Annotated in this window: 14 protein-coding genes; 11 read left to right on the top strand and 3 right to left on the bottom strand. The window is 47.0% G+C overall.

The window, feature by feature from the left end; translation table 11 throughout:
* Nucleotides 1-549: 549 nt before the first annotated feature.
* Entirely contained in the window at nucleotides 550-7,419 is a 6,870-nt protein-coding gene (locus NSU15_RS25355; protein WP_339287986.1) for a glycoside hydrolase family 3 N-terminal domain-containing protein, read from the top strand.
* Nucleotides 7,420-7,491: 72 nt separating this feature from the next.
* On the opposite strand, the gene asd is transcribed toward NSU15_RS25355, so the two are convergent.
* Both asd and NSU15_RS25345 read right to left on the bottom strand, forming a co-directional pair.
* The gene (gene asd / locus NSU15_RS25350; RefSeq protein ID WP_042130862.1) at nucleotides 7,492-8,280 is read right to left on the bottom strand and encodes an archaetidylserine decarboxylase; all 789 of its coding nucleotides are present in this window, start codon (nucleotides 8,278-8,280) and stop codon (nucleotides 7,492-7,494) included.
* 85 nt (nucleotides 8,281-8,365) lie between these two features.
* The gene (locus tag NSU15_RS25345; RefSeq protein WP_249923538.1) at nucleotides 8,366-9,487 is read right to left on the bottom strand and encodes a YheC/YheD family protein; all 1,122 of its coding nucleotides are present in this window, start codon (nucleotides 9,485-9,487) and stop codon (nucleotides 8,366-8,368) included.
* A gap of 214 nt (nucleotides 9,488-9,701) precedes the next feature.
* Here NSU15_RS25345 and NSU15_RS25340 point away from each other — a divergent pair, with 214 nt between their 5' ends.
* The 5 genes from NSU15_RS25340 to NSU15_RS25320 all read left to right on the top strand — a co-directional run bounded on the left by NSU15_RS25340 (nucleotide 9,702) and on the right by NSU15_RS25320 (nucleotide 18,499).
* Nucleotides 9,702-14,747 carry a WIAG-tail domain gene (locus NSU15_RS25340; RefSeq protein WP_339287984.1) on the top strand — a complete coding sequence of 1,682 codons (5,046 nt, stop codon included), beginning with the start codon at nucleotides 9,702-9,704 and terminating at the stop codon, nucleotides 14,745-14,747.
* Between the two features lie 416 nt (nucleotides 14,748-15,163).
* Nucleotides 15,164-16,006, top strand: coding sequence for a glycosyltransferase (locus tag NSU15_RS25335; RefSeq protein ID WP_331281341.1), 843 nt, complete (start codon nucleotides 15,164-15,166; stop codon nucleotides 16,004-16,006).
* The gene (locus NSU15_RS25330) at nucleotides 16,003-16,986 is read left to right on the top strand and encodes a glycosyltransferase (protein ID WP_339287982.1); all 984 of its coding nucleotides are present in this window, start codon (nucleotides 16,003-16,005) and stop codon (nucleotides 16,984-16,986) included. The genes NSU15_RS25335 and NSU15_RS25330 overlap by 4 nt, the downstream gene beginning before the upstream one ends.
* Nucleotides 16,983-17,720, top strand: coding sequence for a glycosyltransferase family 2 protein (locus NSU15_RS25325; protein WP_339287981.1), 738 nt, complete (start codon nucleotides 16,983-16,985; stop codon nucleotides 17,718-17,720). Before NSU15_RS25330 ends, NSU15_RS25325 begins: the two co-directional genes overlap by 4 nt.
* Nucleotides 17,721-17,767: 47 nt before the next feature.
* The gene (locus NSU15_RS25320) at nucleotides 17,768-18,499 is read left to right on the top strand and encodes a sugar phosphate nucleotidyltransferase (RefSeq protein WP_042130857.1); all 732 of its coding nucleotides are present in this window, start codon (nucleotides 17,768-17,770) and stop codon (nucleotides 18,497-18,499) included.
* Nucleotides 18,500-18,549: 50 nt separating this feature from the next.
* On the opposite strand, the gene NSU15_RS25315 is transcribed toward NSU15_RS25320, so the two are convergent.
* Nucleotides 18,550-19,062: a GNAT family N-acetyltransferase gene (locus NSU15_RS25315; protein WP_339287980.1), complete on the bottom strand. Its 513-nt coding sequence runs from the start codon at nucleotides 19,060-19,062 to the stop codon at nucleotides 18,550-18,552.
* Nucleotides 19,063-19,299: 237 nt separating this feature from the next.
* Here NSU15_RS25315 and NSU15_RS25310 point away from each other — a divergent pair, with 237 nt between their 5' ends.
* The 5 genes from NSU15_RS25310 to NSU15_RS25290 all read left to right on the top strand — a co-directional run bounded on the left by NSU15_RS25310 (nucleotide 19,300) and on the right by NSU15_RS25290 (nucleotide 21,423).
* Nucleotides 19,300-19,587 carry a hypothetical protein gene (locus NSU15_RS25310; protein ID WP_042130855.1) on the top strand — a complete coding sequence of 96 codons (288 nt, stop codon included), beginning with the start codon at nucleotides 19,300-19,302 and terminating at the stop codon, nucleotides 19,585-19,587.
* A gap of 21 nt (nucleotides 19,588-19,608) precedes the next feature.
* A complete protein-coding gene (locus tag NSU15_RS25305; protein WP_313641147.1) occupies nucleotides 19,609-19,956 on the top strand; it encodes a restriction endonuclease subunit S in 348 nt (115 codons plus the stop codon).
* Complete coding sequence (locus NSU15_RS25300) at nucleotides 19,953-20,255, top strand: hypothetical protein (RefSeq protein WP_042130853.1); 303 nt, start codon at nucleotides 19,953-19,955, stop codon at nucleotides 20,253-20,255. The genes NSU15_RS25305 and NSU15_RS25300 overlap by 4 nt, the downstream gene beginning before the upstream one ends.
* 4 nt (nucleotides 20,256-20,259) lie before the next feature.
* On the top strand, nucleotides 20,260-20,676 hold the full coding sequence (locus NSU15_RS25295; protein WP_339287977.1) for a hypothetical protein: 417 nt from the start codon (nucleotides 20,260-20,262) through the stop codon (nucleotides 20,674-20,676).
* 204 nt (nucleotides 20,677-20,880) lie between these two features.
* Nucleotides 20,881-21,423 carry a GNAT family N-acetyltransferase gene (locus NSU15_RS25290; RefSeq protein WP_339287976.1) on the top strand — a complete coding sequence of 181 codons (543 nt, stop codon included), beginning with the start codon at nucleotides 20,881-20,883 and terminating at the stop codon, nucleotides 21,421-21,423.
* Nucleotides 21,424-21,563: the final 140 nt, after the last annotated feature.

Raw genomic sequence — 21,563 nt, 5'->3', positions numbered from 1 at the left:
TGTCCTTTTGTTTTTCCTTTTGCGACGGTTTGCTTGGATCTTGTTGTCTTTGTGATATATGAGTATATTCAATAAATCTATGAGGATTTTCTATGTTAGGATGATAATTCTGATGATAGTATTCAATGTGAGTTCAAAAGTAAAGGGGGAATCAATGAACATTTTCGCACGTTTTAATTTGTAAGATGGGTTAGTTGGTACTGTTCTTCCTCAAAAAAACAGGGAAATAGAGGGGAATTATGCACAAAATCTAAACCGGTTTAGATTTATTCTGATTTGTTCTGTTCTGTAACTTACTTGATCTTTGAATAAGCCTTACTCCACAGCGGCTGGCGCAAATTATTTTTAGAGAATAACTCCTTCCTGAAAGAAAATTCATCCTATTGATTTATGAAGTGAATATTTTACGATGACCCATTATCCTAAGCTGTACCTTAATCGAAAGGAATGGTGATAAGTATGAGGAATAATTGTAATCGCTTACTTAAAATATTATTCTGCTGCATTCTGATAACCTCAATCATAACGCCTGGTACCAGTTCTACCGTTATGGCCAAGGTTCTCCCGGGTTTAGCGGATGTATCCCGGGAAGTGGCCGCTGAAGGTATCGTGCTGCTGCAAAATCCGGAGTATAAACTAGCAGGGTCAGAAGTAAATGAGAATGAACAAGTGCTCCCTATCAAGAAGAGTGAAAATGTATCTGTATTTGGCCGCATACAAGCGCATTATTACAAGTCAGGCACAGGATCTGGGGGTGCTGTAAGGGTAGATTATGTGAACGGGATTCTGGAGGGGCTTCGGAACAATCCCAGTCTCAAGTTAAATGAAGAGCTGGCGAAGGTCTACGCCGACTGGATCAAAAAGAATCCTTTCAACAACGGCGGTGGTGGCTGGGCAGCAGAGCCATGGTCCCAGGCGGAAATGCCTTTAACCGATGAAATTGTGGATGCAGCAAAAGCAAAAACGGATGCTGCTGTGGTCATCATCGGCAGAACAGCCGGTGAAGATAAGGATAATACGGACGTCAAGGGTGCCTATAAGCTGACAGACCTTGAAGTTGATATGCTTGACCGGGTCTATGCCAAATTCGACCGAGTGGCCATCGTATTGAACGTAGCCAACGTTATCGATATGTCATGGGCTAAAAACTATCCCAAAGCTGCTATTTTGTATACATGGCAAGGGGGGATGGAAGGGGGGAGCGCAGTAGCTGATGTGCTGACCGGAGACGTTACGCCAAGCGGTAAATTGAGCGATACGATTGCAGCTACACTTGCTGACTATCCTTCTACTGCACATTTTGGCAGCAAAACTGAGAATTCTTATAGTGAGGATATTTATGTTGGTTATCGGTATTTTGAGACCTTTGCTCCAGATAAGGTGCTCTATCCATTTGGTTACGGGTTGTCCTATACCAATTTCAAGATCACTACTGACAATGTCACTGCTGGTGAGAATGAGGTTGCGGTGACTGTAACTGTTCAGAATACAGGTAAGGTGGAAGGCAAAGAAGTTGTACAGATTTATTACGGTGCACCACAAGGTAAACTTGGTAAACCGGTCAAGGAGCTTGCTGCTTTTGCTAAGACCCGGCTGCTACAGCCTGGGGAAGCACAGTCAATCACCATCACATATGACACCAAAGATATGGCTTCATATGATGACAGCGGAATTACAGGTCATGATTCATCTTATGTCCTAGAAGCTGGTGACTATAATATTTATGTAGGCAACAGTGTAAGTGACAGCGTAAAGCAAGGAGTATACAGTCTAAATACTTTGAAGGTTGTAGAAACCTTGCAGGAAGCGCTCGCGCCTACTAAGGAATTTGATCGCATCAAACCAGGTCAGCCGAATGGAAATGGTACTTTTACCACTGTTACTGAAAAGGTACCGATAAGAACTACCAACTTGGATGAGAGAATTAAACAGAATCTCCCTGCGTCCATTCCACAAACTGGGGACAAGGGTTATACCCTATTGGATGTATACAATCAAAAAGTGACTATGGACCAGTTCATCGCACAATTGTCCAACAACGATCTAGGGGCCATTATTTTAGGGGAAGGGATGTCCAGCCCTAAAGTTACTGCTGGCACCGCTGCCGCCTTTGGTGGTGTCACTAAAAATCTGCTGAAATTCGGACTCCCTATCGACAGTGCGGCAGACGGCCCTTCAGGCATCCGGATGGAGACCAATGCAGAGAAGGCAACCAGTATCCCGAACGGGACGATGCTTGCTTGTACGTGGAACACGGAGCTCAATGAAAGATTATTCGATCTTCTTGGCAAAGAAATGTTGATTAACAATATTGATACGCTGCTAGGACCGGGAATCAATATCCACAGAAGTCCCCTGAACGGGAGAAACTTCGAGTATTTTTCGGAGGATCCGTTACTGACAGGCATCATGGCTGCTGCACAGACAAGGGGTCTTCAGAAGAACGGTACGGCACCAACGATTAAGCATTTCGCTGCGAACAATCAGGAAACGGATAGACATCTTGTGAATGCACTTGTCTCTGAAAGAGCGCTGCGCGAGATTTATTTGAAAGGTTATGAAATGGCTGTGAAGAGTGGAAAGGCGCGTTCAGTGATGACGTCCTATGGTCCGGTAAACGGTACTTGGGCTTCCAGTAACTATGATCTGAATACCACCATCCTTCGCGGAGAATGGGGCTTTGACGGTATTGTCATGACAGACTGGTGGGCGAAGATGAGTGAGGACCAGGGCTTCTATGCCACTACCAATCGTTATGATGAAACCAATGGCAAAGCTATGGTTCGTGCCCAAAACGATCTTTACATGGTAATTCCGAACGATTATGCAGAAACGCATAAGAACCGGAATAACAGTACCTTTAATACGATGACATCGCTTGCTAACGGCAGTCTGACTTTAGGAGAATTGCAGCGTTCTGCTAAGAATATCACGAGCTTCTTGATGCAATCTCCAGCCTTTGCAAGAACGGCAAAGATTGATTACGTGGTCAATTACACGCCGGGAAAAGATTGGTTCCGGGTGAATACGGACAAATCGGGTGATCCGCAGCTCTCCGAGATTACGGTAGGCGGCAAAAAGATCAAGATATTTAATCCATTGAAACTCGACTATAAGGCGTTTGGTGAAACGACTGAAATAAGCAGCTACCCTGAAGTCAAAGCTACGGCGACAGCCGGTGTAGACGTAAGTGTACGACAAGCCGATAAAGATAGACCGGCTGCTGTAATTACTGCTTCGGCCGGAGGAGAGAAACGGATCTACAAGGTTATCTTCACTTCGGAGGAAGGCTTGGAACCGATTTTTGAGAATCCGACCTATGCTTATTTAAAGAGTATCTCGATTGATGGTAAGCCGCTTGAGGGCTTTGCGCAGACCAGGTTCAGTTATGATGTAGGTCTCAGTAACGGGGCTGCTTTACCTAAAGTTACGTTTGAATCGAATGATGGTGTAAAAGCGACAGCCAATGTAGATCTCATCAATAAAAGAGTGACGATCAAATGTATCAGCTCCGATCAGGCGAATTCCTATGTGATACAGTTTGGTACGACACCACAGAGCGATGAGTTCGACACTACGAGTTTAAGCAACTTCTGGACGATTAATAAAGAGACTGCTACCAATACAGAAAACAACAAAAATTGGTCTTTGAGCACTGCTCCCGGCAATTTGAGAATCATCGCTGAAAGAGGGGACTTCTGGAGTGATCATGCAGATTTGAAGAACTATTTCCAGCAGGAAGCCTTCGGCAACTGGGAAGCAACCGTAAAAATTAATATGAGCAAAGCGCCAAATCAAAATTATAACGGCGTTGGCATCACAGCTTCACAGGATAACAATAACTATATCTGGGTGAAGTATGAATACAGTAGCGGCAAGATCATTGGCATGACCAAAGAAACCGGAGGCACGGAGCCTGTTACCATCGGACAACTGTCTGCCAGTCAGCTCACTAGTATTTTCGGAGAAAAGAAAGAGCTATATTTACGGCTGAAAAAAATAGGTAACAGCTACTCCGGTTATGTCAGCGCTGACGGCAAGGAATATATTTCACTAGGCAGTACAACTGCGAATTATGCCAATCCGAAGTTTGGGTTACTTGCGTCCAACGGAAGTCAGACTCTCACAGATCCATTTATTGTTGATTTTGATTATGTCAGAATCAATAGTGATGTAGCTTTGGCAGTAAAGAAGATTGGGAAAAATACTAAATTGAAAGTAGCTGAAACGGAATTTGCCTCCATTACTCCAATAATCACGCCGGTAAGCAGCAATGATGTAGACGGCGGATTATGCTACACCAACACAAGCAAAGGTGAAGCCATTTCCTATAAGGTAAATGTGGAGAAAGAAGGCATGTACAAAGTCACATCACGAATTCGTTCCAGTCAATCGGATGTCGCCCAAATGTCCTTTGGCGTCTATGATGGCGATAAGCTACTGGGAACCTTTGACCTTACCACGACTAAAGGGGTATGGAAAACCTTCAGAATCCCTGATATTCATCTGTCGGAGGGCGAGCATACCCTTAGAATTGTATTTGAGAGTGCTGGCATTGACTTGAACTGGCTAACCTTTCAGTTAAAGCAGGACAATGTAGACACATCTGCGTTAGATGCGGATATCAAGGCTGCTCAAAACATCGATATGAGTGCATACACAGCTTACAAAAAGCTCAAATTCAACGCTGTGCTGGAAGAGGTCAAGGCTGTTCTTGCCGAGCCGATCAACGATGAGGTTGTTGCAGAGGCCATAGCTTCTTTGAAAACGGCTATAACAGATCTGAGCCTATCGTCCATGCCGATCAATATTGCTCCGAGAGAAACGTTGAAGGTAGAGAACGGTATTAGAATTTATCCTTATAATGCACCATGGATTTATGCAACCAATACCCAGTTCAGATTTGAAAGTGGCACGGAGGCCATGAGCTATGTCAATTCTAATGACCTTGTTTATTTCGGTCAGGTTGACTTGACCAATCTTGTGGAAGTCAGAGTGCAGTATGCCCGTGAAGGCGGAACCTCTCCATCCTTTAAGTTCTATACAGAGGCGGACAATACGGGTAAACCAGTTAAACGAGCTACCACAACAGGAAGAGCATACGCTGATGCTTACAGCGGCGGAGGTTCTTTTGAACTTGGTAATGAATTTGCAAGCATTAGTTTTGCTCAGAAAGCAGGCGCTGCTTGGGGAAATTATGGCATGGCAAGCACCAAGCAAACGCCCGGAAATTCTTATATTGATCATTATTTGACAGCGGAAACCTTCCTAGACAGAAGCAAAGTGACTGGAAAACAAAATGTGTATATGATTTTTAACGGATTAAATGCTAATTTGCAATATGTTGAACTCATTTATGCTGAGCCGATTGAAGTAACCTTCGATCAGAATTATCTGGACGCACCGTCGCCTACTAAGGTAACCGCACTTAAAGGTGAAGCATTAAGTAGCTTACCTATGGCACCGGAACGTGAAGGTTACATTTTTGATGGCTGGTTTGATAATAAAGAAGGGACCGGTAATGCATTAACCGCAGAGACAGTATTGAATAGAAGCACGGTGTATTATGCCAAATGGACAGAGGATACCCATGCCAGAGACATTGTATCGATTGTTCAGCCGCAACTACTAAGTGTACCGTTCGGGACTGCTGAAGGAGAATTGAATCTACCTGCTACAGTGGAAGCGACATTGGGCAACAAAAAGGTAATTCACTTGCCTGTACAATGGGACGGTAAAGATTATAACGGCGGCAAAGCTGGGAATTATACGCTTGCAGGCAGCTTTGAGCTACCAGAGGGTGTGTTGAACAGTACCCATCAAACTGTTTCTATAACAGTGGTTGTACTGCCAGAGGGCACTAAACCTATCCAGATTACTAAAGTTGAGAAGCTGGAGGGTAAGAATGTTGAGTTTGGCACCGCCTTTGATAAGTTGGAATTGCCATCTTCAGTTACAGTAACACTGGATACGTACGAGATGAAGGAACTTGTTGTTCAATGGAGCCCTACTGGTTATAACGGTAATGCAGAAGGATCATACGTACTGAACGGTACTATGGTTCTGGAAGAAGGAATGATTAATCCGAATGATCTGAAAGCTTCCATCACCATTCAGGTAATGCCGGAGGTGATTCGTATTGCTGAGATTACCGCCGTGCAGGATTTGGAAAGTAAGAGCGTTCCATTCGGGACTCCATTTCATGGATTGAAGCTGCCATCTTCAATTAAAGCTACATTGAATAACGGGGAGACCAAGGAGATATCCATTGAATGGAACGATGAAGGTTACAATGGCGATAAACAGGGGACTTATATCCTGAATGGTGCGCTAGTACCTGTGGAAGGGATCAGCAATCCAAAGAACCTGAAGGCAACCATTAAGATCGATGTACTGCCAGAGATCGTTACGACTCCGGAGATTACGGCAGTGCAAGCACTAGCAAGTAAGAGCGTTGCTTACGGTACCGGATTTGACGCGCTGGAGCTGCCAGCGTCAGTATCTGTAACTCTAAATACCGAGGTGAATAGGGTCATTTCTGTTCAGTGGAACAAGGAAGGCTATAACGGTAATGCGGAAGGAACATACACTATCAAGGGGGATCTGATCTTGCCGGAGGGTGTAGGTAATCCGCTTGGTCTGAAGGTGCAGATTTCTGTGATCGTTAAACCTTACAGCGGCGGATCAGGTGGAGATAGCGGTCAACCAAACACACCAACACCGACTACCCCAGCGGTACCTTCAGTACCGTCGATTCCTGGAGAAGTCATAAAACCTGGAGAACAGCAGACTCCAAAAACAGATGAAAAAACTAAGACACCGGAACTAATCAGACAAGAGCTCAAGAATAAATTCAAAGATGCTGCTCTAATTCCTACTTGGGCAGAATCCGCAATTGCAGCGCTGATGGAGAGAAATATTATCGGCGGACGCACAGACGGAAGCTTTGATCCAAGCGGGAAGGTAAACCGTGCCGAGTTTGTTGCCATGGTAGTAAAAAGTTTCAACTTCAGCATGGGTGAGAATCAAAAGCAATTTACTGACGTTCTGAAAGATGCTTGGTATAAAAACTATGTTGAGATTGGTACTTCTAATCAGCTGATCAACGGTATCGGTAATGGAATGTTTGCTCCAAATAGCAGCATTAGCCGTCAGGACTTGTGTGTAATTCTATTCAATGCATTGAAGAAACTGAATGTTGAATTGCCGCAAGCGATAAACCATGACTTCCCAGATGATGCTTCTATCGCAGGTTATGCTAAAGAAGCGGTCTATGCCTTCAAAGATCTTGGTATTGTTAATGGAGGCAGTGGTGGAGAAATGCATCCGACAGCTTCGGCCACAAGAGCTGAAGCAGCTGTGATCATCAAAAATGTGCTCGATTATTATGCTAGTGTAACAAGCCCTAAAGTGAAATAAACAAAATAAGGGTATCCCGGCGCCGATTTTAATCGGTCAGGGATACCCTTATTTTGTTATATCGTAACTTTACTAAGGCTGATGCAGCGTCCCCAGCAACTCTCCCATTTTTACCTTCGAGTTGACCTCAAGGTTAGGTCTTGGGGTAAAAGTACCGCTTTCCATAAGCAGCACTACAGTGGAGCCGAACTCGAAATAGGCTAGATCATCGCCGATTTGCCACTCGGTAGCATTAGCATCCGTATACCGGATGCTGCTGACGTTCATCGCGCCTACCTTCACTACTGCGGTTTCACCATAGCTTCCAGCGATATACGTAATGAGACGTTCGTTACGATTCAATACACCCTTCATATGTCGCATACCGAAATCATTGACAGGGTAGGCTCGTCCACGAATATAATCGCTCTCCACCTTATGTCCAGTAAGGGGAGAGTGAATCCGGTGATAATCTGTAGGACTCAGATAAAGGACGAAGAAAAAGCCCTTTTTGTACAGCTCCAGATGTGGAGAATGATTTAGTAGATCCTCGATCTTATAATCCTGCCCTTTTACATTCATAATCGTACCAGAATTAATATCGCCCATAGCAGTAATCATTGCATCTACGGGACTAACTAAAGCGTCAGCATCGGTTGCAATAGGCCGCATGCCAGGCTTCAGCCGGCGGCTGAAAAACTCATTAAGAGTGAGATATTCTCCAGGATTCTTCTCCGCCTGCGCGGAGGGGATTTGATAAGTCTTAATAAATACCGGGATTAGAAAACGGCTGAGTCTACTATGAGAAAAAGACCCCATTATCCGTGAAATCCATCGGTGCGAGGATAGCTCGGTCATCAGCCGCAGCAATTGTTTTACCATGCCCATCTCCCTTCCATAATACAGCAGTACGGCTGTATGCGGCCGTCTCTGCTCTGCATTATATTGACATAGAATAGGAGACAAATCAATAACCGTTATATATGAGACTGTTCTTTTCTAGTAAAAAACGTGCGTATCCCATAGGTCTTCGGTAACTCTCCTTCCAAATCTCTGTTAGGCCGGCTTTGTGAAATCCATAGCGTTGGTCGCGGCCATTGCATTCTATGAAGAAGAGTTGGCCGTCCTTAGTAATGCCAATATCCAGTCCGATATCAGCTAGACCTGGAAGGTCTTGTTCGAGACAACGTGCGATCACAAGACTAAGTGCTTCGACAGACATACGGATATGGGCTGCTGTTGATCTAGTGAAAGCTTTTTCAAGTGCAAAGGAAGAGCTTAACGCTTCGCCTCCACGGGCTATATTGGAGACAAAACCCCCAGGGGGTGCCAGTTTGGCAAAGAGCCCCGTGACTTGCCAATCCCCTCCCCAGCCGCGTTGAACAGTGACCCGTAGATCAAATGGACGTCCTCCAATCTCCGCAAGGGGAATACGCTCCTGCACGAGATAAGGGACGGAGGCAAGACGTGTTCGGAGCGCTTTTGGCAGTGCCCCCTGATAGACGGGAGTGCTTATCCAGCGCCGCATTGAGGGAGAGAGATAATTTAGGCTCCAGCGCTGTGTTCCTTTGCGAACCAGCCGCATGACACCATGCCCAATGCTTCCACGGCATGGTTTAAGAATAAGATCTGGGTAATGATTCATCATTTGTTTGAGTCCAGATACTCCTGTTGTTGCAGGCAATACCTCACGAAGCTCTTCATGCTGCTCAAGCAGTTCATGGATCTCATCTTTGCCGTATCGATTGCATGTATTGTACACCAAAGGATGGTGCCGCAGCAGACGTTGCATCCCTGGACTATTTTGGCTGTATATCGCCCGGTTATGGATGACAGTGGGCGTAGGTACTACAACGCTTTTATATCCAAGAGAACCTTTTATATAGGCGGCACTGAAGCCTGAGTCTGTATCGATGTCCGCGAGCTTCAGGAAGCAAGGGACTAAGCCGTATGCAGCGGCCGCCTCTTCATAGTTGGATAGAGACTCCTGTCCTGTTTTTAGCCGGGGAACGCCTCGGTGCATATCGGCATTTAGTAGTATTCCAACGAGCTTATGCCCCATGTCTGTACCTCCTGTTTCTTCGGTCACGTGATTCCCGCCTTTACTACTCTTGTCATTGTATGTTTGTACCCGCGTGTCAGGGTGGACGAATGCGCGGCGGCAGAAGCCTTTTTTTATAAATATAAGAAAGTATAAATTTCATCAGAATCTAATAAAGGGCTTATTGCAAAAGGGTGTCATCAGCCCATACCGCTGCATATGATGCCTAGGAGAAACATTAGATGGAAGGAGGAGACTGCTTGTGAGGGGTTCCAAAAAAAAGCAGCCGCGCAGTCCACAAAAACGACTCTACTATGTAGATAATCCCAATATAAAGGAACTGACTATGCTGGAAAGCAAAAGCAGTTCAAAGGATTCGGGGAGCGGCAGTGACGGAGTCAGTAAAGCAGAGCTCGCGGATGTTCAGGTAAGTGGAGGAGCAATAGCTGAAGTCGTTCAAGAGGAAGCGATTTTCGTACCCGTTCTGCAACCAGAGCCAGAGCCTATAGTGGAAACACAGCTTCAGAAACAGGCGGATAATCTTCCTGAGACGATATGGTTCGCTCCTGAAAAAGAGCGGTTCCAGCCTGTTTATACAGATGATCTATCGGATGCAGCAGTGACCGGGGCTAAAATCGCTCCACGCACCATTGACGGCTCAAAGCTGAAGTTCGGCATTATTGGTACACCTTGGCTGCAAGATTACGCTGTACAGAGTATCAATATCGCGGACAAGGCAGTTACTTCTTCGAAAATTGCGCCTGAATCCATTGTAGGTGAGCATTTAGCCGAAGGAAGCGTAAGTGGCGGTAAACTGCTGGATCATTCCATCAGTGGAGAGAAGCTGAAGAACGGCAGTATTAGTCCGGAGAAGCTGGCGGATCGGATTATTGGCGGCGGTCAAATTGCAGATAAATCCATTGAGAGCCGTCATTTGAGTGATCTGATTATTACGGCAGAGCTACTGGAGGATGGGGCGGTAACTGGTGACAAAATAGGAAGCAGCAGCATCTCGGGCCGCCACATCGCAAATGGGAGTGTTGACCGTTCCAAGCTAGCTGATGCAGCGGTATCAGGCGATAAAATAGCCGATGGTGAAATCAGCGGCTCCAAGCTGGCTGATGCTGTGATTGAAGGTCGCCATCTAAGCGATGCTTTGATAACCGCCAGACATCTGGCTCCGGGAGCGATCGGCCCAGGGCAGCTTGCCAGCAAGCTGATCGGCAAGGAGCAGCTTCAGTCGGGTGTAATCGAAGGCGCACATGTAGCTGATGGCGCTATCGGTTCCAAGCAGCTAGGTGCAGAAGTGGTGAGAAGTATCCACTTAAGTGCAGAAAGCGTGCACGGTTCCCATATCAGCGACGGGGAAATAACGAGTCGACATCTGGCTGACCGAAGTATCTCCTTTTTAAAGCTAACGGAAGGTGCGGTAGGCACTGCACAGCTGGTTGAGCAAGCGGTCACCTCATCGAAAATCGCTGATCAAAGCATACTCGCACATAAGCTAGCAGATGAAGCTGTAACCACAAGACATATTGCTAAATCCGCCATACGCGGACCGCAAATCGCTATGCAGGCTGTTTCCTCCAATCATCTGGAACGTGAGGCTGTGAACCACTCTCATTTAGCTCCGGAGTCGGTAGGCTCGGAGCAGCTTATGGATGAAGCTATTTATACTCATCATCTGTCCTCTGGCGCTGTCACTGGAGAAAAGCTGGCCTCAGAGTCTGTAGGTGCGGAGCAACTTCGTCCACAGAGCGTAACTTCCGCCAAGTTAGCCGACGGAGTGGTGAGCTCGGCGAAACTAGCAGCAGGATCGGTCATTGGAAGCACGATTGCCCGTGAAGTGGTGAGTGGGGAGCATATTGCTTTTTGTGCAGTGGAGGAGAAACATCTAGCCGATGCCAGCGTGAGCGGCCGTGCGTTGCAGGATGCTGTGGTAGATAAAGATCATCTTGCCACTGGAGCTGTGGAACGGAGACATCTCGGAGAAAATAGTGTGACTGCAGCTGCGATTCAGTCCGGTTCGGTTTCAGGCGATAAGCTGGCTTCTGCTGCGGTGAGGGAGATTCATTTGGCTGCTGGAGCAGTGCAGCCGCATCATCTGGCAGATCATGTAGTGACGTCGTTAAAGCTGTCCCCGGAAAGTGTATCGACAGATAAGATTAGTGATTTATCGGTCACTTCGGCTAAGCTTGCCGACGGAAGTGTAGATTCTAGTAAATTAGCAGCGTCGGCAGTTCAGGCAGAGCATTTATCTGTGAATGTAGTTCAATCAAAATCCATTAGTGACAGTGCGGTTCAGAGCAGACATTTGAATCCGGGAAGCATCGGCGGAGCGCATATCCGGCCGTTGTCCATTGGAAATGGCCATATTATTCCTAATTCCATCTCTACGGTTCAAATACAAGAGGGCAGTATAAGCGGCTCTAAGCTGGCCAAAGAGGCTGTGGATTCCCAGCATCTTTCACCGAGCAGTGTAGACGGCAGCCATCTATGTGCGGATACGATTGAAGGACGGCATATCGGATATGGTGAGATCAAGCTGGCTCATCTAGCAGAAGATGCACGCAGCTCCGACTTGCTGCCAGAGGGTAGTATTACTGGGGAGAAGCTAGCAGAAGAATCCGTTGATTCTATTCATCTTGTACCTGAAAGTGTGAACGGAAATCATCTGAGTCTTGGTGCAGTAGAAGGCCGTCACATCCGGCATGGAGAGATCACACTCGCTCATTTGGCAGAAGAGACTTTTAGTTCTGAGCTGCTGCCTAACGGTAGTATTACCGGCGAGAAGCTCGCAAAGGGATCTGTAGGTTCTGTTCATTTAGTGGATGGAAGTGTAAATGGCAGTCATCTGAGCTCAGATACAGTGAAAGGTCGTCATATTGGGCATGGTGAAATTACCTTAGCTCATCTGGCCAAAGATGCACGCAGCGCAGATTTACTTCCAGACGGCAGTATTACACGAGAAAAGCTGGCGGAAGAATCTGTGAATTCAATTCATTTAATACCTGGAAGTGTAAATGGCAGTCATCTGAGCCCAGATACAATAGAAGGACGTCATATCGGGTACGGTGAGATCACATTGGCCCATCTGGCTAACGACGCACGTAGTGCAGAGTTGCTTCCAGACGGCAGTATTACCAGAGAAAAGCTAGCAGAAGAATCTGTGAATTCAATTCATTTAATACCTGGAAGCGTAAATGGCAGTCATCTGAGCCCAGATACAATAGAAGGACGTCATATCGGGTACGGTGAGATCACACTGGCTCATCTAGCTAACGATGCACGTAGTGCAGACTTGCTTCCAGACGGCAGTATTACCAGAGAAAAACTGGCAGAAGAATCTGTGAATTCAAGTCATCTAATACCTGGAAGTATAAATGGCGATCATCTGGGTCCGGATACAATAGAAGGCCGGCATATCGGATACGGTGAGATTACCCTATCTCATCTAGCTAAAGAAGTACGTAGTTCGGAGTTGTTACCGGAAGGCTGTATTACCGGGGATAAGCTGGCAAAAGAATCCGTAGATTCTACTCATCTTGCACCTGAAAGTGTAGGGAGCAGTCATCTGAGTTCGGGTGCCGTAGAAGGTCGCCATATCGGAAATAGCGAAATCACACTGGCTCATCTGGCAGCAGAAACGCGTAGTGCGGACTTGTTACTGGATGGCAGTATTACTGGCGAGAAGTTGGCAGAAGAATCGGTAAGTTCTATCCATCTTGCACTTGGAAGTGTAGGGAGCAGTCATCTAAGTCCGGGTGCAGTAGAAGGCCGACATATTGGGTACGGTGAAATCACGCTGGCTCATCTGTCGGAAGAAGCTTGTAGTGCTGATCTGCTGCCAGACGGTAGCCTTACTGGTGAGAAGCTGGCAAATCAATCCGTAGATTCTATTCATCTGGTGCCTGGAAGTGTGGATGGTAGTCATCTGAGTTCGGGGACAGTAGAAGGGCGTCACATCCTGCATGGTGAGATCACTTTAGCTCATCTGTCAGAAGAGGCTCGTAGTGCTGACCTGCTGCCAGATGGTAGCCTTACCGGCGAGAAGTTGGCGGAAGCATCCGTAGACTCTATTCATCTAGCGCCTGAAAGTGTAAATGGAAGTCATCTGAGTCCAAGTACAATAAAAGGCCGTCATATCCGACACGGAGAGATTAGTCTGGCTCATCTGTCAGAAGAGGTTCGTAGCTCTGATCTGCTGCCAGACGGCAGTATTACCGGAAAGAAATTGGAGGGTGGATCTATTAATGCCTTCCATTTGTCTCCGGGCAGCGTGTATGGGGGACATTTAGCGAGTGATACGATAGATAGCCGTCATCTCCGGTCTGGAAGCATCGCCCTGAATCATTTAGCAGAAGAAGTATTTAGCGCCGATTTGTTGCCGGATGGCAGTATCACAGGAGAAAAATTGGAGGGTGGATCCATCCATTCTTTCCATCTGGCTCCTGGTAGCGTCTATGGTGGTCATTTGGCAGCGGATGCGGTGGATAGTCGTCACATTCGATCCGACAGCATCACCTTAGGGCATCTGTCAGAAGAGGTGCGTAGCGCCGATCTGTTGCCGGAAGGAAGTATTACCGAAGAAAAGCTGGCCGAAGGTTCAGTGAATTCTTTACATTTGCAGCCATGGAGTGTGTATGGAGAGCATCTTGCTGACCAGATCGTGGCAGATCGACATTTGCAGCCCGGTATCATCAAATTGGAGCATCTTGCGGATGAAACACGTAGCGCAGCGCTGCTTCAGGATGCTAGCATCGACGGAGTGAAGCTTAAGGCAGGCAGCATCGAGTCCACTCATCTGGCCGATGGTGCAGTAGGGACGACGGAGCTTCAGGATGAAGCGGTTGTAGCTTCCAAAATCTCTTCATTTGCCATTCAAGCCCGTCATCTGGAGGAAGAAAGCGTTCAGGATTATCATATTGCGCCCGGTGCAGTAAACGGAGCCCATTTGGCAGTGAATTCTGTCAATGCTGAACATCTATCCTTCAGTCCGATTCAGACTGCAGGAAAGCGAGAGGCGCTTCAGCAGTTCGGTATGACAGCATTTATGTTCAATGGAGATGCTGAGAGTGTGGAGGTGACCGTATCATTCGATGAGAACTTCGGTCATACGGGTTATGTGCTCGTCGCCATGACGAATCAACCTTACTTCTATGCTTCCTTAAAGAGCAGAGCTAATGGAGATGCAGTGATACAAGTGGTGCGCTTGCGCGAAACTCCTCATTTCTATGGGGTCATCTCTTGGATTGCTATCGGCGCTCCTTTAGCCAAACCGGCAGTGGATGATCGAGTGTTTGATTAAATTTCAAATCGTCTCTCTTAAAATAACAGAGCAGCGATTCTTCTTATGGAGATCGCTGCTCTGTTGTTTTTTGGGTCGTTAGCTACATGTACCGCCGAGTCCTAGTCACCCGCTACGGCTTCCGGATCCAGATAACGTAATTTAGGAATAGGGCATTCTTTGGTGTTTTTCCGGACAATAGCGTCTATGGAGTCCATTAGCAATTCAAATAAGGGATAATGCAGCGTTTAGGGTTAGCGGTGTCCCATAGCATACTAGGTACAAGCAAATGTCTCAGCCAAAGTTTGGCGGTGAGTACATTTGTCCTGTTTTCCACTCGACAGGAGACAAAGGCCGTTACCCTGTTCGGCGCAGTACATAAACTGTGATGTAACCCTCAGCCTGACGAATAGGCTCTGTAAGGAAGGTGGATGAGCATGAAGCCCAAACGTACTTCTGCCCGCCGCACAGGACGGCGGGTCTCTCGGATCAAGCGGCGGACTTCACGCCCAGTGCGGCAAGTCGCTGCAGTCCCTATCGTTAACCATCCAAATCCCTATGTTTCCGTAATTATTCCGGCTATGAACGAAGCTAAAACCATTGCGGGAGTGATATCCGGAGCTAGAGGGGTCCATCCGCGCTGCGAGGTTATTGTAGTCGTCAACGGATCAGCCGATCAAACGGCAGAAATTGCTCTTTCGCTTGGTGCACATGTTATTTCCTATGAGTTGCCGCTTGGTCATGACGCTGGTCGCAGTGTGGGAGCAGAGGCAGCCAAGGGAGAGGTTCTCTTGTTTACAGATGGAGATTTAGTGATTCCTGCTACGGGGCTACGTCCTTTCGTCACCGCTATTAGCGGTGGGGCAGACATAGCGCTTAATGATTATTCCGGACCGGTACGAAAACTTTCACCACATCCGGTAGTACTGTCCAAACATGCACTCAATATTTTGCTTGGCCGTCCGGATCTAAAAGGATGTTCGATGACGGCAGTTCCGCACGCAATCAGCCGGAGAGCGCTTGAAATCTTAGGGAGTGAATCATTATCTCGTCCCCCTTTGGCACATGCTCAGGCAGTTCTGAGTGGTTTACGTGTGGTGGCTGCTCACAAAGTACATGTAGGGAAACTGAATGCAGTCAGACGTAAGGAAGATGGCACAGATCCTTTGCAGCAGTTGATTACAACAGATCATATGGAGGCTGTATCCCTCTTGCTTGAACACCGGGGAAACAGGGCAGGGTTTAGCGACGGAACCCGGCGCAGAGAGATGGTGAGATGATGGTTGCTCTGTTACAAGTATCTAGCAGCTCCACCGTTCGACGAGGAACAGCAACTCGTACGGTAAAGAAACGTTCAGCAGCTCGTCCGTCCAAAACGACACGGGCACCCCGTCAAAGGGCAGCGAATCGTTCTGTAAAAAGAGAAGCCGCTGCCGTTCGATCGCCTATTTTGTCTCGGCAATCAAAGGTAGGTCGTGAGGCAATGAAACTACCGAGCTTACGTGGGACCTTGTCGGTTATTATCTCCGCGCGTAACGAGGAGCAGACCTTGGGACGTCTGCTACAACAGGCATCCCGGTTGGAGCCTGCTGAAATAATCGTCGTGCTGAACGGTTGCAGCGATAGCAGCTTTCCCATTTCCAGACAACATCGTCAAGCTGTAATTGTACATTGTCCGGAGTCTGTCGGACATGACGTAGGGCGGGCTATTGGCGCGAAGCTGAGTCGAGGAGATATTCTGCTCTTTCTGGACGGAGACATGGTCATTCCTGCATCTCAGCTCGAATTATTCACAGCTGCGGTAGATGGAGGAATTGATGTGGCTCTTAATGATTTGGATCCACTGATGCCTTCTTTTGGATTATGCGACGATGTCACTCGCAGCAAGCTGTTTCTGAATTATGCTCTAGGACGGTACGATCTCGGAGTTAGCTCTATGACGGCTGTCCCGCACGCGCTTTCTCGGCGAGCGCTTGAGACCATAGGCTACCGTGAATTAATAGTTCCTCCTAAAGCCCAAGCTCTTTCTGTATTGAAAAAGCTAAGGGTGGAGAAAGTGGGAACAGTAAATGTGATTAAGCATAATCGGCTGCGTCAGGCGAACATAGGCGCTGGAAATGCAGTGGAGAAACTGATCATAGGGGATCACGCAGAGGCTCTCCTTGAGGTGCTTTCCCGTCGTGATGATGGGGGCCTACGAAATAATGAAACGCAGCGCGAATACCGCAGACAAGTAGCCGCTTGGAGGAACCGGATATGACGATGACCAGTATTATTATTCCGACCTACAACGCATTGCCTCTGCTGCGGTCCTGTATGGAATCGATTCGTGCCTATACTCCGCTGCCTTACGAGATCATCGTTGTAGACAATGCTTCAACGGATGGAACGGATGCCTATTGCCGCGCGAATCGTATAACGTTTATTTCTTTGCCTGAGAATCGAGGTTTTCCATCCGCATGCAATATGGGCTTATTGTTAGCATCGGGTGATGAATTATTGCTGCTGAACAATGATGTGGTGGTTTCCCACGGATGGTTAACCAATCTGAAGAGATCATTATATAGTGCTCCTGAAGTAGGTATTGTTGGACCTGTGACTAACTATGCGAGTGGACGTCAACAGGTGAAGACTGATTATGACAGTCTGTTGGATTTTCATAAGGCTGCAGAGAGAACTAACCGTTCCAATCCTCAAAAATGGCTGGAGACTAAACGGTTGGTAGGATTATGTTTTTTATTCAAAAGAGAGTTACTTACTTCCGTAGGTCTGCTGGATGAGAGATACTCACCTGGACATTACGAGGACGATGACTATTGCTATCGCGCCAGGCTAAAGGGATACCGATTGCTCATTGCAGGGGATTGCCTTATACACCATGAAGGAAGTGCGAGCTTTAAGCAGGTATACCACACCGGGCTGCAGGAGCTGGTGGAACGAAATCGTAAGCTTTTTATGAACAAATGGAATGTGGATCCAATACTTTTCATATAAAGTGCAGATCCGAAGGCAAAGGACTTAGATAAAGAGGAGGAAAGTAAGTGAAAGGAGTCATACTGGCGGGCGGAACAGGATCCAGACTTCAACCGCTGACCCGGCTTATGAACAAACATTTGCTTCCGGTCGGCAAATATCCTATGGTGTGTTACGGCATAGATCGGCTTCGCCGAGGAGGAATTACCGACATTCTTCTGGTCATCAGCAAGCAGTCTGCTGGTCTGTATACGGATTTTTTAGGCAGCGGTGCAGCCTTTGGTGTATCTCTGACCTACAAAATTCAGGAGGCTGCTGGAGGCATTGCAGAGGCTCTTGATTTAGCAGAAGGATTCATTTTCCCTGGAGAACGGTTTGTCGTATTGCTTGGGGATAATCTATTTATGGATGATCTGACGCCTTATGTGGAGAGCTATCTTCGACAGCCTGAAGGAACAGCGAAGGTATTGTTGAAGCCGGTGGATGACGCTCGTAGATACGGTGTTCCCGTATTCGACAGTCAAGATTCTGCTTGGATTGCATATATCGAAGAGAAGCCGGAGCATCCAAAGACTAAATTTTGTGTAACAGGTATTTATATGTACGATGAAGCTGTGTTTGATATCATTCGCCAAGTATCCCCTTCCAAGAGAGGGGAACTGGAGATTACCGATGTAAATAATATATATGCTGCCAACCGCAGGCTTAGCTATGATGTCCTCAAGGAGTGGTGGAGTGATGCGGGCACGTTCCAGTCTCTGCGGGAGGCGGGAGAGAAGCTAAAGGATGCACTGCCATAAGTGGCAGTGCTTTTTTTGTAATATTGGAAAGTAGGAAGGGAGTCGGGAGCTCATGAAAGTTCTTTTGCGATTCTCCACCAGATCAAATCCTCAGTCTCTAGGTACCTTTCTGAACCTAAGCGCTCCAATACTTTATGTGAGGCAATGTTATCTTTTTCAGTATCAGCGATTACATAGATGGCTTGGGGATGGCTGAGAATCCACGTATTGATCGTCCGCAATGCCTCAGTAGCGTATCCTCTTCTTCTATATTTCTCATCAATCACGTAACCTATAGTAACCTCGCCTTTTTCATTCGGATACCCTTTAAGAATAATGAACCCGATAATGCATTGATCTTTCTGATGAATGATCGCCCAATTGGTCAACCATAGGTAATGCTCTGGTTCCTGCCGCACTTTTTTGAGCCGTATCTTCATCGCATATTGCATGTCATCGTCAAGCTCGGCACTAATGGCGTTTAAACCCAAATGTTGCTGAAGTTCCGCGTAGTTTTCTGTGGCTAGTGAAAGCTCTGCAGCATTTAAAGGCGCCAAATCGATCCGTTGGCTTCCAAGCTTCATAGTTCCCCCTCCAATCTTTGTGAATGATAGAATGTGCATTTCACATTTTAATCCATTTATAGGCAGGCAGCAATTATTAACATTTTCTATTCAATTATAAGAAAGTTTAAGTTTCACACCATACTTTATGCCTTATATTTCTCGCTGAAATGCTTGGCGGCCTCTTATATCCCCGGCACCGTCCCGGCTTCTGCCGCATATGCTGTAGCAGGGCGTTTGAGCAAAGGAGACATGAAGGTGCAGAATAAAATAACTAAAGTCCTGCAGCACATGGCCCATACGCACGAACAGATGGCGCGGATTCTAGACGCAGAGCGCCACGTGGCTGTCCGTATGTCGCAAATTGTCCACGATCTGCCAGATGCAGATCCCGATTTTGACGGTATCAGCGGGATGATCGAAAGCTCAACTCAGGTAAACAAGAATATTATTGCTTACTTGAACGCACTTGCAGATCTGGAAGAAGCCATGGCTGAAGGGGTAGGCAGAGTAATTAAGGAATTGAACGGTCAAGACGAAGAGTAACGCTATAGGAGCAGGAGGCGGATGATGAGCAGAGAACAAGCATATCTGCAAATGCTGGAGTCGACCGCCACTATCCAGTGGAACATTGCAATGATTCTGGAAGCTAAGGCGGTTGAAGCTGAAAAGGTAAAGCAGTGGGCACAGCATCATATCCACGCTAGAGCTTTCGAATCCCATGGTGAGCAGCTAAAGGAATCCCTCTCTATTCACGAAGTCATCGTGGAGATGGTTGAAGGGCTGACCAAACTGGAGAATGGACTCTACAGCAATTTAAAAGCAGTGCTGGGCAGTGGTGAAGATGATGGCGGCGGAGAAGGTTTTGGTGACATGTCAGGTGATGGGTTTAGTTTTGGGGAAGACAGCAAATGAGCGGGGACCGTCTCTCTGAACATGCCGTCAAGCTGGAGATGATCCGCTCCATTTCGCGCAGTCAGGCTGCATTGGCGGCCATCTTGGAGAGCATCGCCGAATTGACGGGGCAATCTGAGCTGACGGCCCGTAAATTGAGCGACAATATTAGAATCCTAAGTGGGTATCAGAGCGCGATGTGCCGGATGATGTCCGGGATTTCACTGCATCAACCGAAACGGGGAATTCCTGCTGCGCCCTGGCTGAGCAAGGCATACGCCGTAGGAACCTCCAGAGATCATGGAGCACAGGAGGAATAGAAGCATGAAGAAAAAAAGCCTTAGAACATTACGTTCGGGCAGAACCCGCAGACGTACATTGCTGCTCTCGCGTAAAACGAAAGTGCGTAGAGGTCTAGCCCGCAAACCTCGCAGAGGGCATACTCGGAAAATCGTTCGTTACGGTAAGACGAAGAAAGGCCTTTTGGTACGTAAGAAAAGAAGGCTCCGCCGAAAGCTTGTTCGAAAGGTAAGAGTTATTCACGCACCGATACATGTAGTGCCGGCTGTCGGGGCTCCACCTGCTCCACAGGTTATTCCGCTCCCCCCGGATCTGGGCGTTTCGCCGGAGACGCCACCGGCAGACGCCTATCAGCAGGGTTACACCGAAGCATACAACGTGGGGTTCGACGCCGGTTTCGCCAAGGGCTTCGAGGACGGGCATAAACTGGAGTTTAATTAAGCAGCAGGTGAATTAAGAGGAAGGGACCCGGAGATCTAATCTATGACGCGTTATACTGATCTTTCGTGTCCCTCAACTTAGAGGGACTGCTTCCTCTCTGGAATCATCCTACTATCGGAATTTGTCTCCGAATATGATAGACTTCTAAAACGAGAATCTATTTAAACGGTTTTCAGATGTCGATAAGAAAGAGGGGATAGCAGGATGCAAGTAGGAAATGGGATCAGAAAAGCTAGACAGGAAGAGATAGAAGAGATCATGGAATTGATCTCAAAATGTGTACAAGTTATGCAGGCCGCTGGAAGCGACCAGTGGGATGAGCGCTATCCGAATAGAGAGATTATCGAACTGGATATCGCGCAGGGTACCTTATATGTATGTGAAGAGGATCAGGCTATCGCAGGTATTCTTGTATTGGATGAGAATGCTTCTGAGGAATATAAGAAGATCGAGTGGAAGCAAAATCAAGGGCCACATCTGATTATGCATCGTTTAGCAGTCCATCCACAGATTCAGGGTAAAGGGATTGCGACTAGGTTAATTGCTTTTGCAGAGGATTACGCAGCACGTAATGGTTACACAAGTATTCGGTTAGATACTTATGCGAAGAATACTAGAGCACTAGAAATTTATCCTCGCCTTGGTTATGACCATAGAGGTGAAGTGGGTTTTCCAAACCGCACGGCGAACTTTCCAGTATTCGAGAAGGTGCTGAAACCGGAACATCGTCCGGATTCTTCAACATAAACAAGCTGGTTGTGTACTAGAACGATGACTGCGTCTAGGTATAGCTGGCGGTAAATAGATGCACAAAGAAAATGCTCCTATGGAGATGGTTGGGTGATCCCTCCATTTCTACTTAGGAGCGTTTTTGTGTTTATAAGATT

Source organism: Paenibacillus sp. FSL E2-0201 (assembly GCF_037963325.1).
Classification (GTDB): domain Bacteria; phylum Bacillota; class Bacilli; order Paenibacillales; family Paenibacillaceae; genus Paenibacillus_AQ.
Note: the sequence above shows the minus strand (reverse complement) of the source record. Positions and strands in the feature narration are given on the sequence as shown.

Bases quoted from the DNA above. Each gene is read 5' to 3' on its own strand.
- NSU15_RS25355 (WP_339287986.1), top strand. From the start codon at position 550: ATGGCCAAGGTTCTCCCGGGTTTAGCGGATGTATCCCGGGAAGTGGCC.
- asd (WP_042130862.1), bottom strand. From the start codon at position 8,280: ATGGTAAAACAATTGCTGCGGCTGATGACCGAGCTATCCTCGCACCGA.
- NSU15_RS25335 (WP_331281341.1), top strand. From the start codon at position 15,164: ATGAAGCCCAAACGTACTTCTGCCCGCCGCACAGGACGGCGGGTCTCT.
- NSU15_RS25330 (WP_339287982.1), top strand. From the start codon at position 16,003: ATGATGGTTGCTCTGTTACAAGTATCTAGCAGCTCCACCGTTCGACGA.
- NSU15_RS25325 (WP_339287981.1), top strand. From the start codon at position 16,983: ATGACGATGACCAGTATTATTATTCCGACCTACAACGCATTGCCTCTG.
- NSU15_RS25315 (WP_339287980.1), bottom strand. From the start codon at position 19,062: ATGAAGCTTGGAAGCCAACGGATCGATTTGGCGCCTTTAAATGCTGCA.
- NSU15_RS25305 (WP_313641147.1), top strand. From the start codon at position 19,609: ATGATGAGCAGAGAACAAGCATATCTGCAAATGCTGGAGTCGACCGCC.
- NSU15_RS25300 (WP_042130853.1), top strand. From the start codon at position 19,953: ATGAGCGGGGACCGTCTCTCTGAACATGCCGTCAAGCTGGAGATGATC.
- NSU15_RS25295 (WP_339287977.1), top strand. From the start codon at position 20,260: ATGAAGAAAAAAAGCCTTAGAACATTACGTTCGGGCAGAACCCGCAGA.
- NSU15_RS25290 (WP_339287976.1), top strand. From the start codon at position 20,881: ATGCAAGTAGGAAATGGGATCAGAAAAGCTAGACAGGAAGAGATAGAA.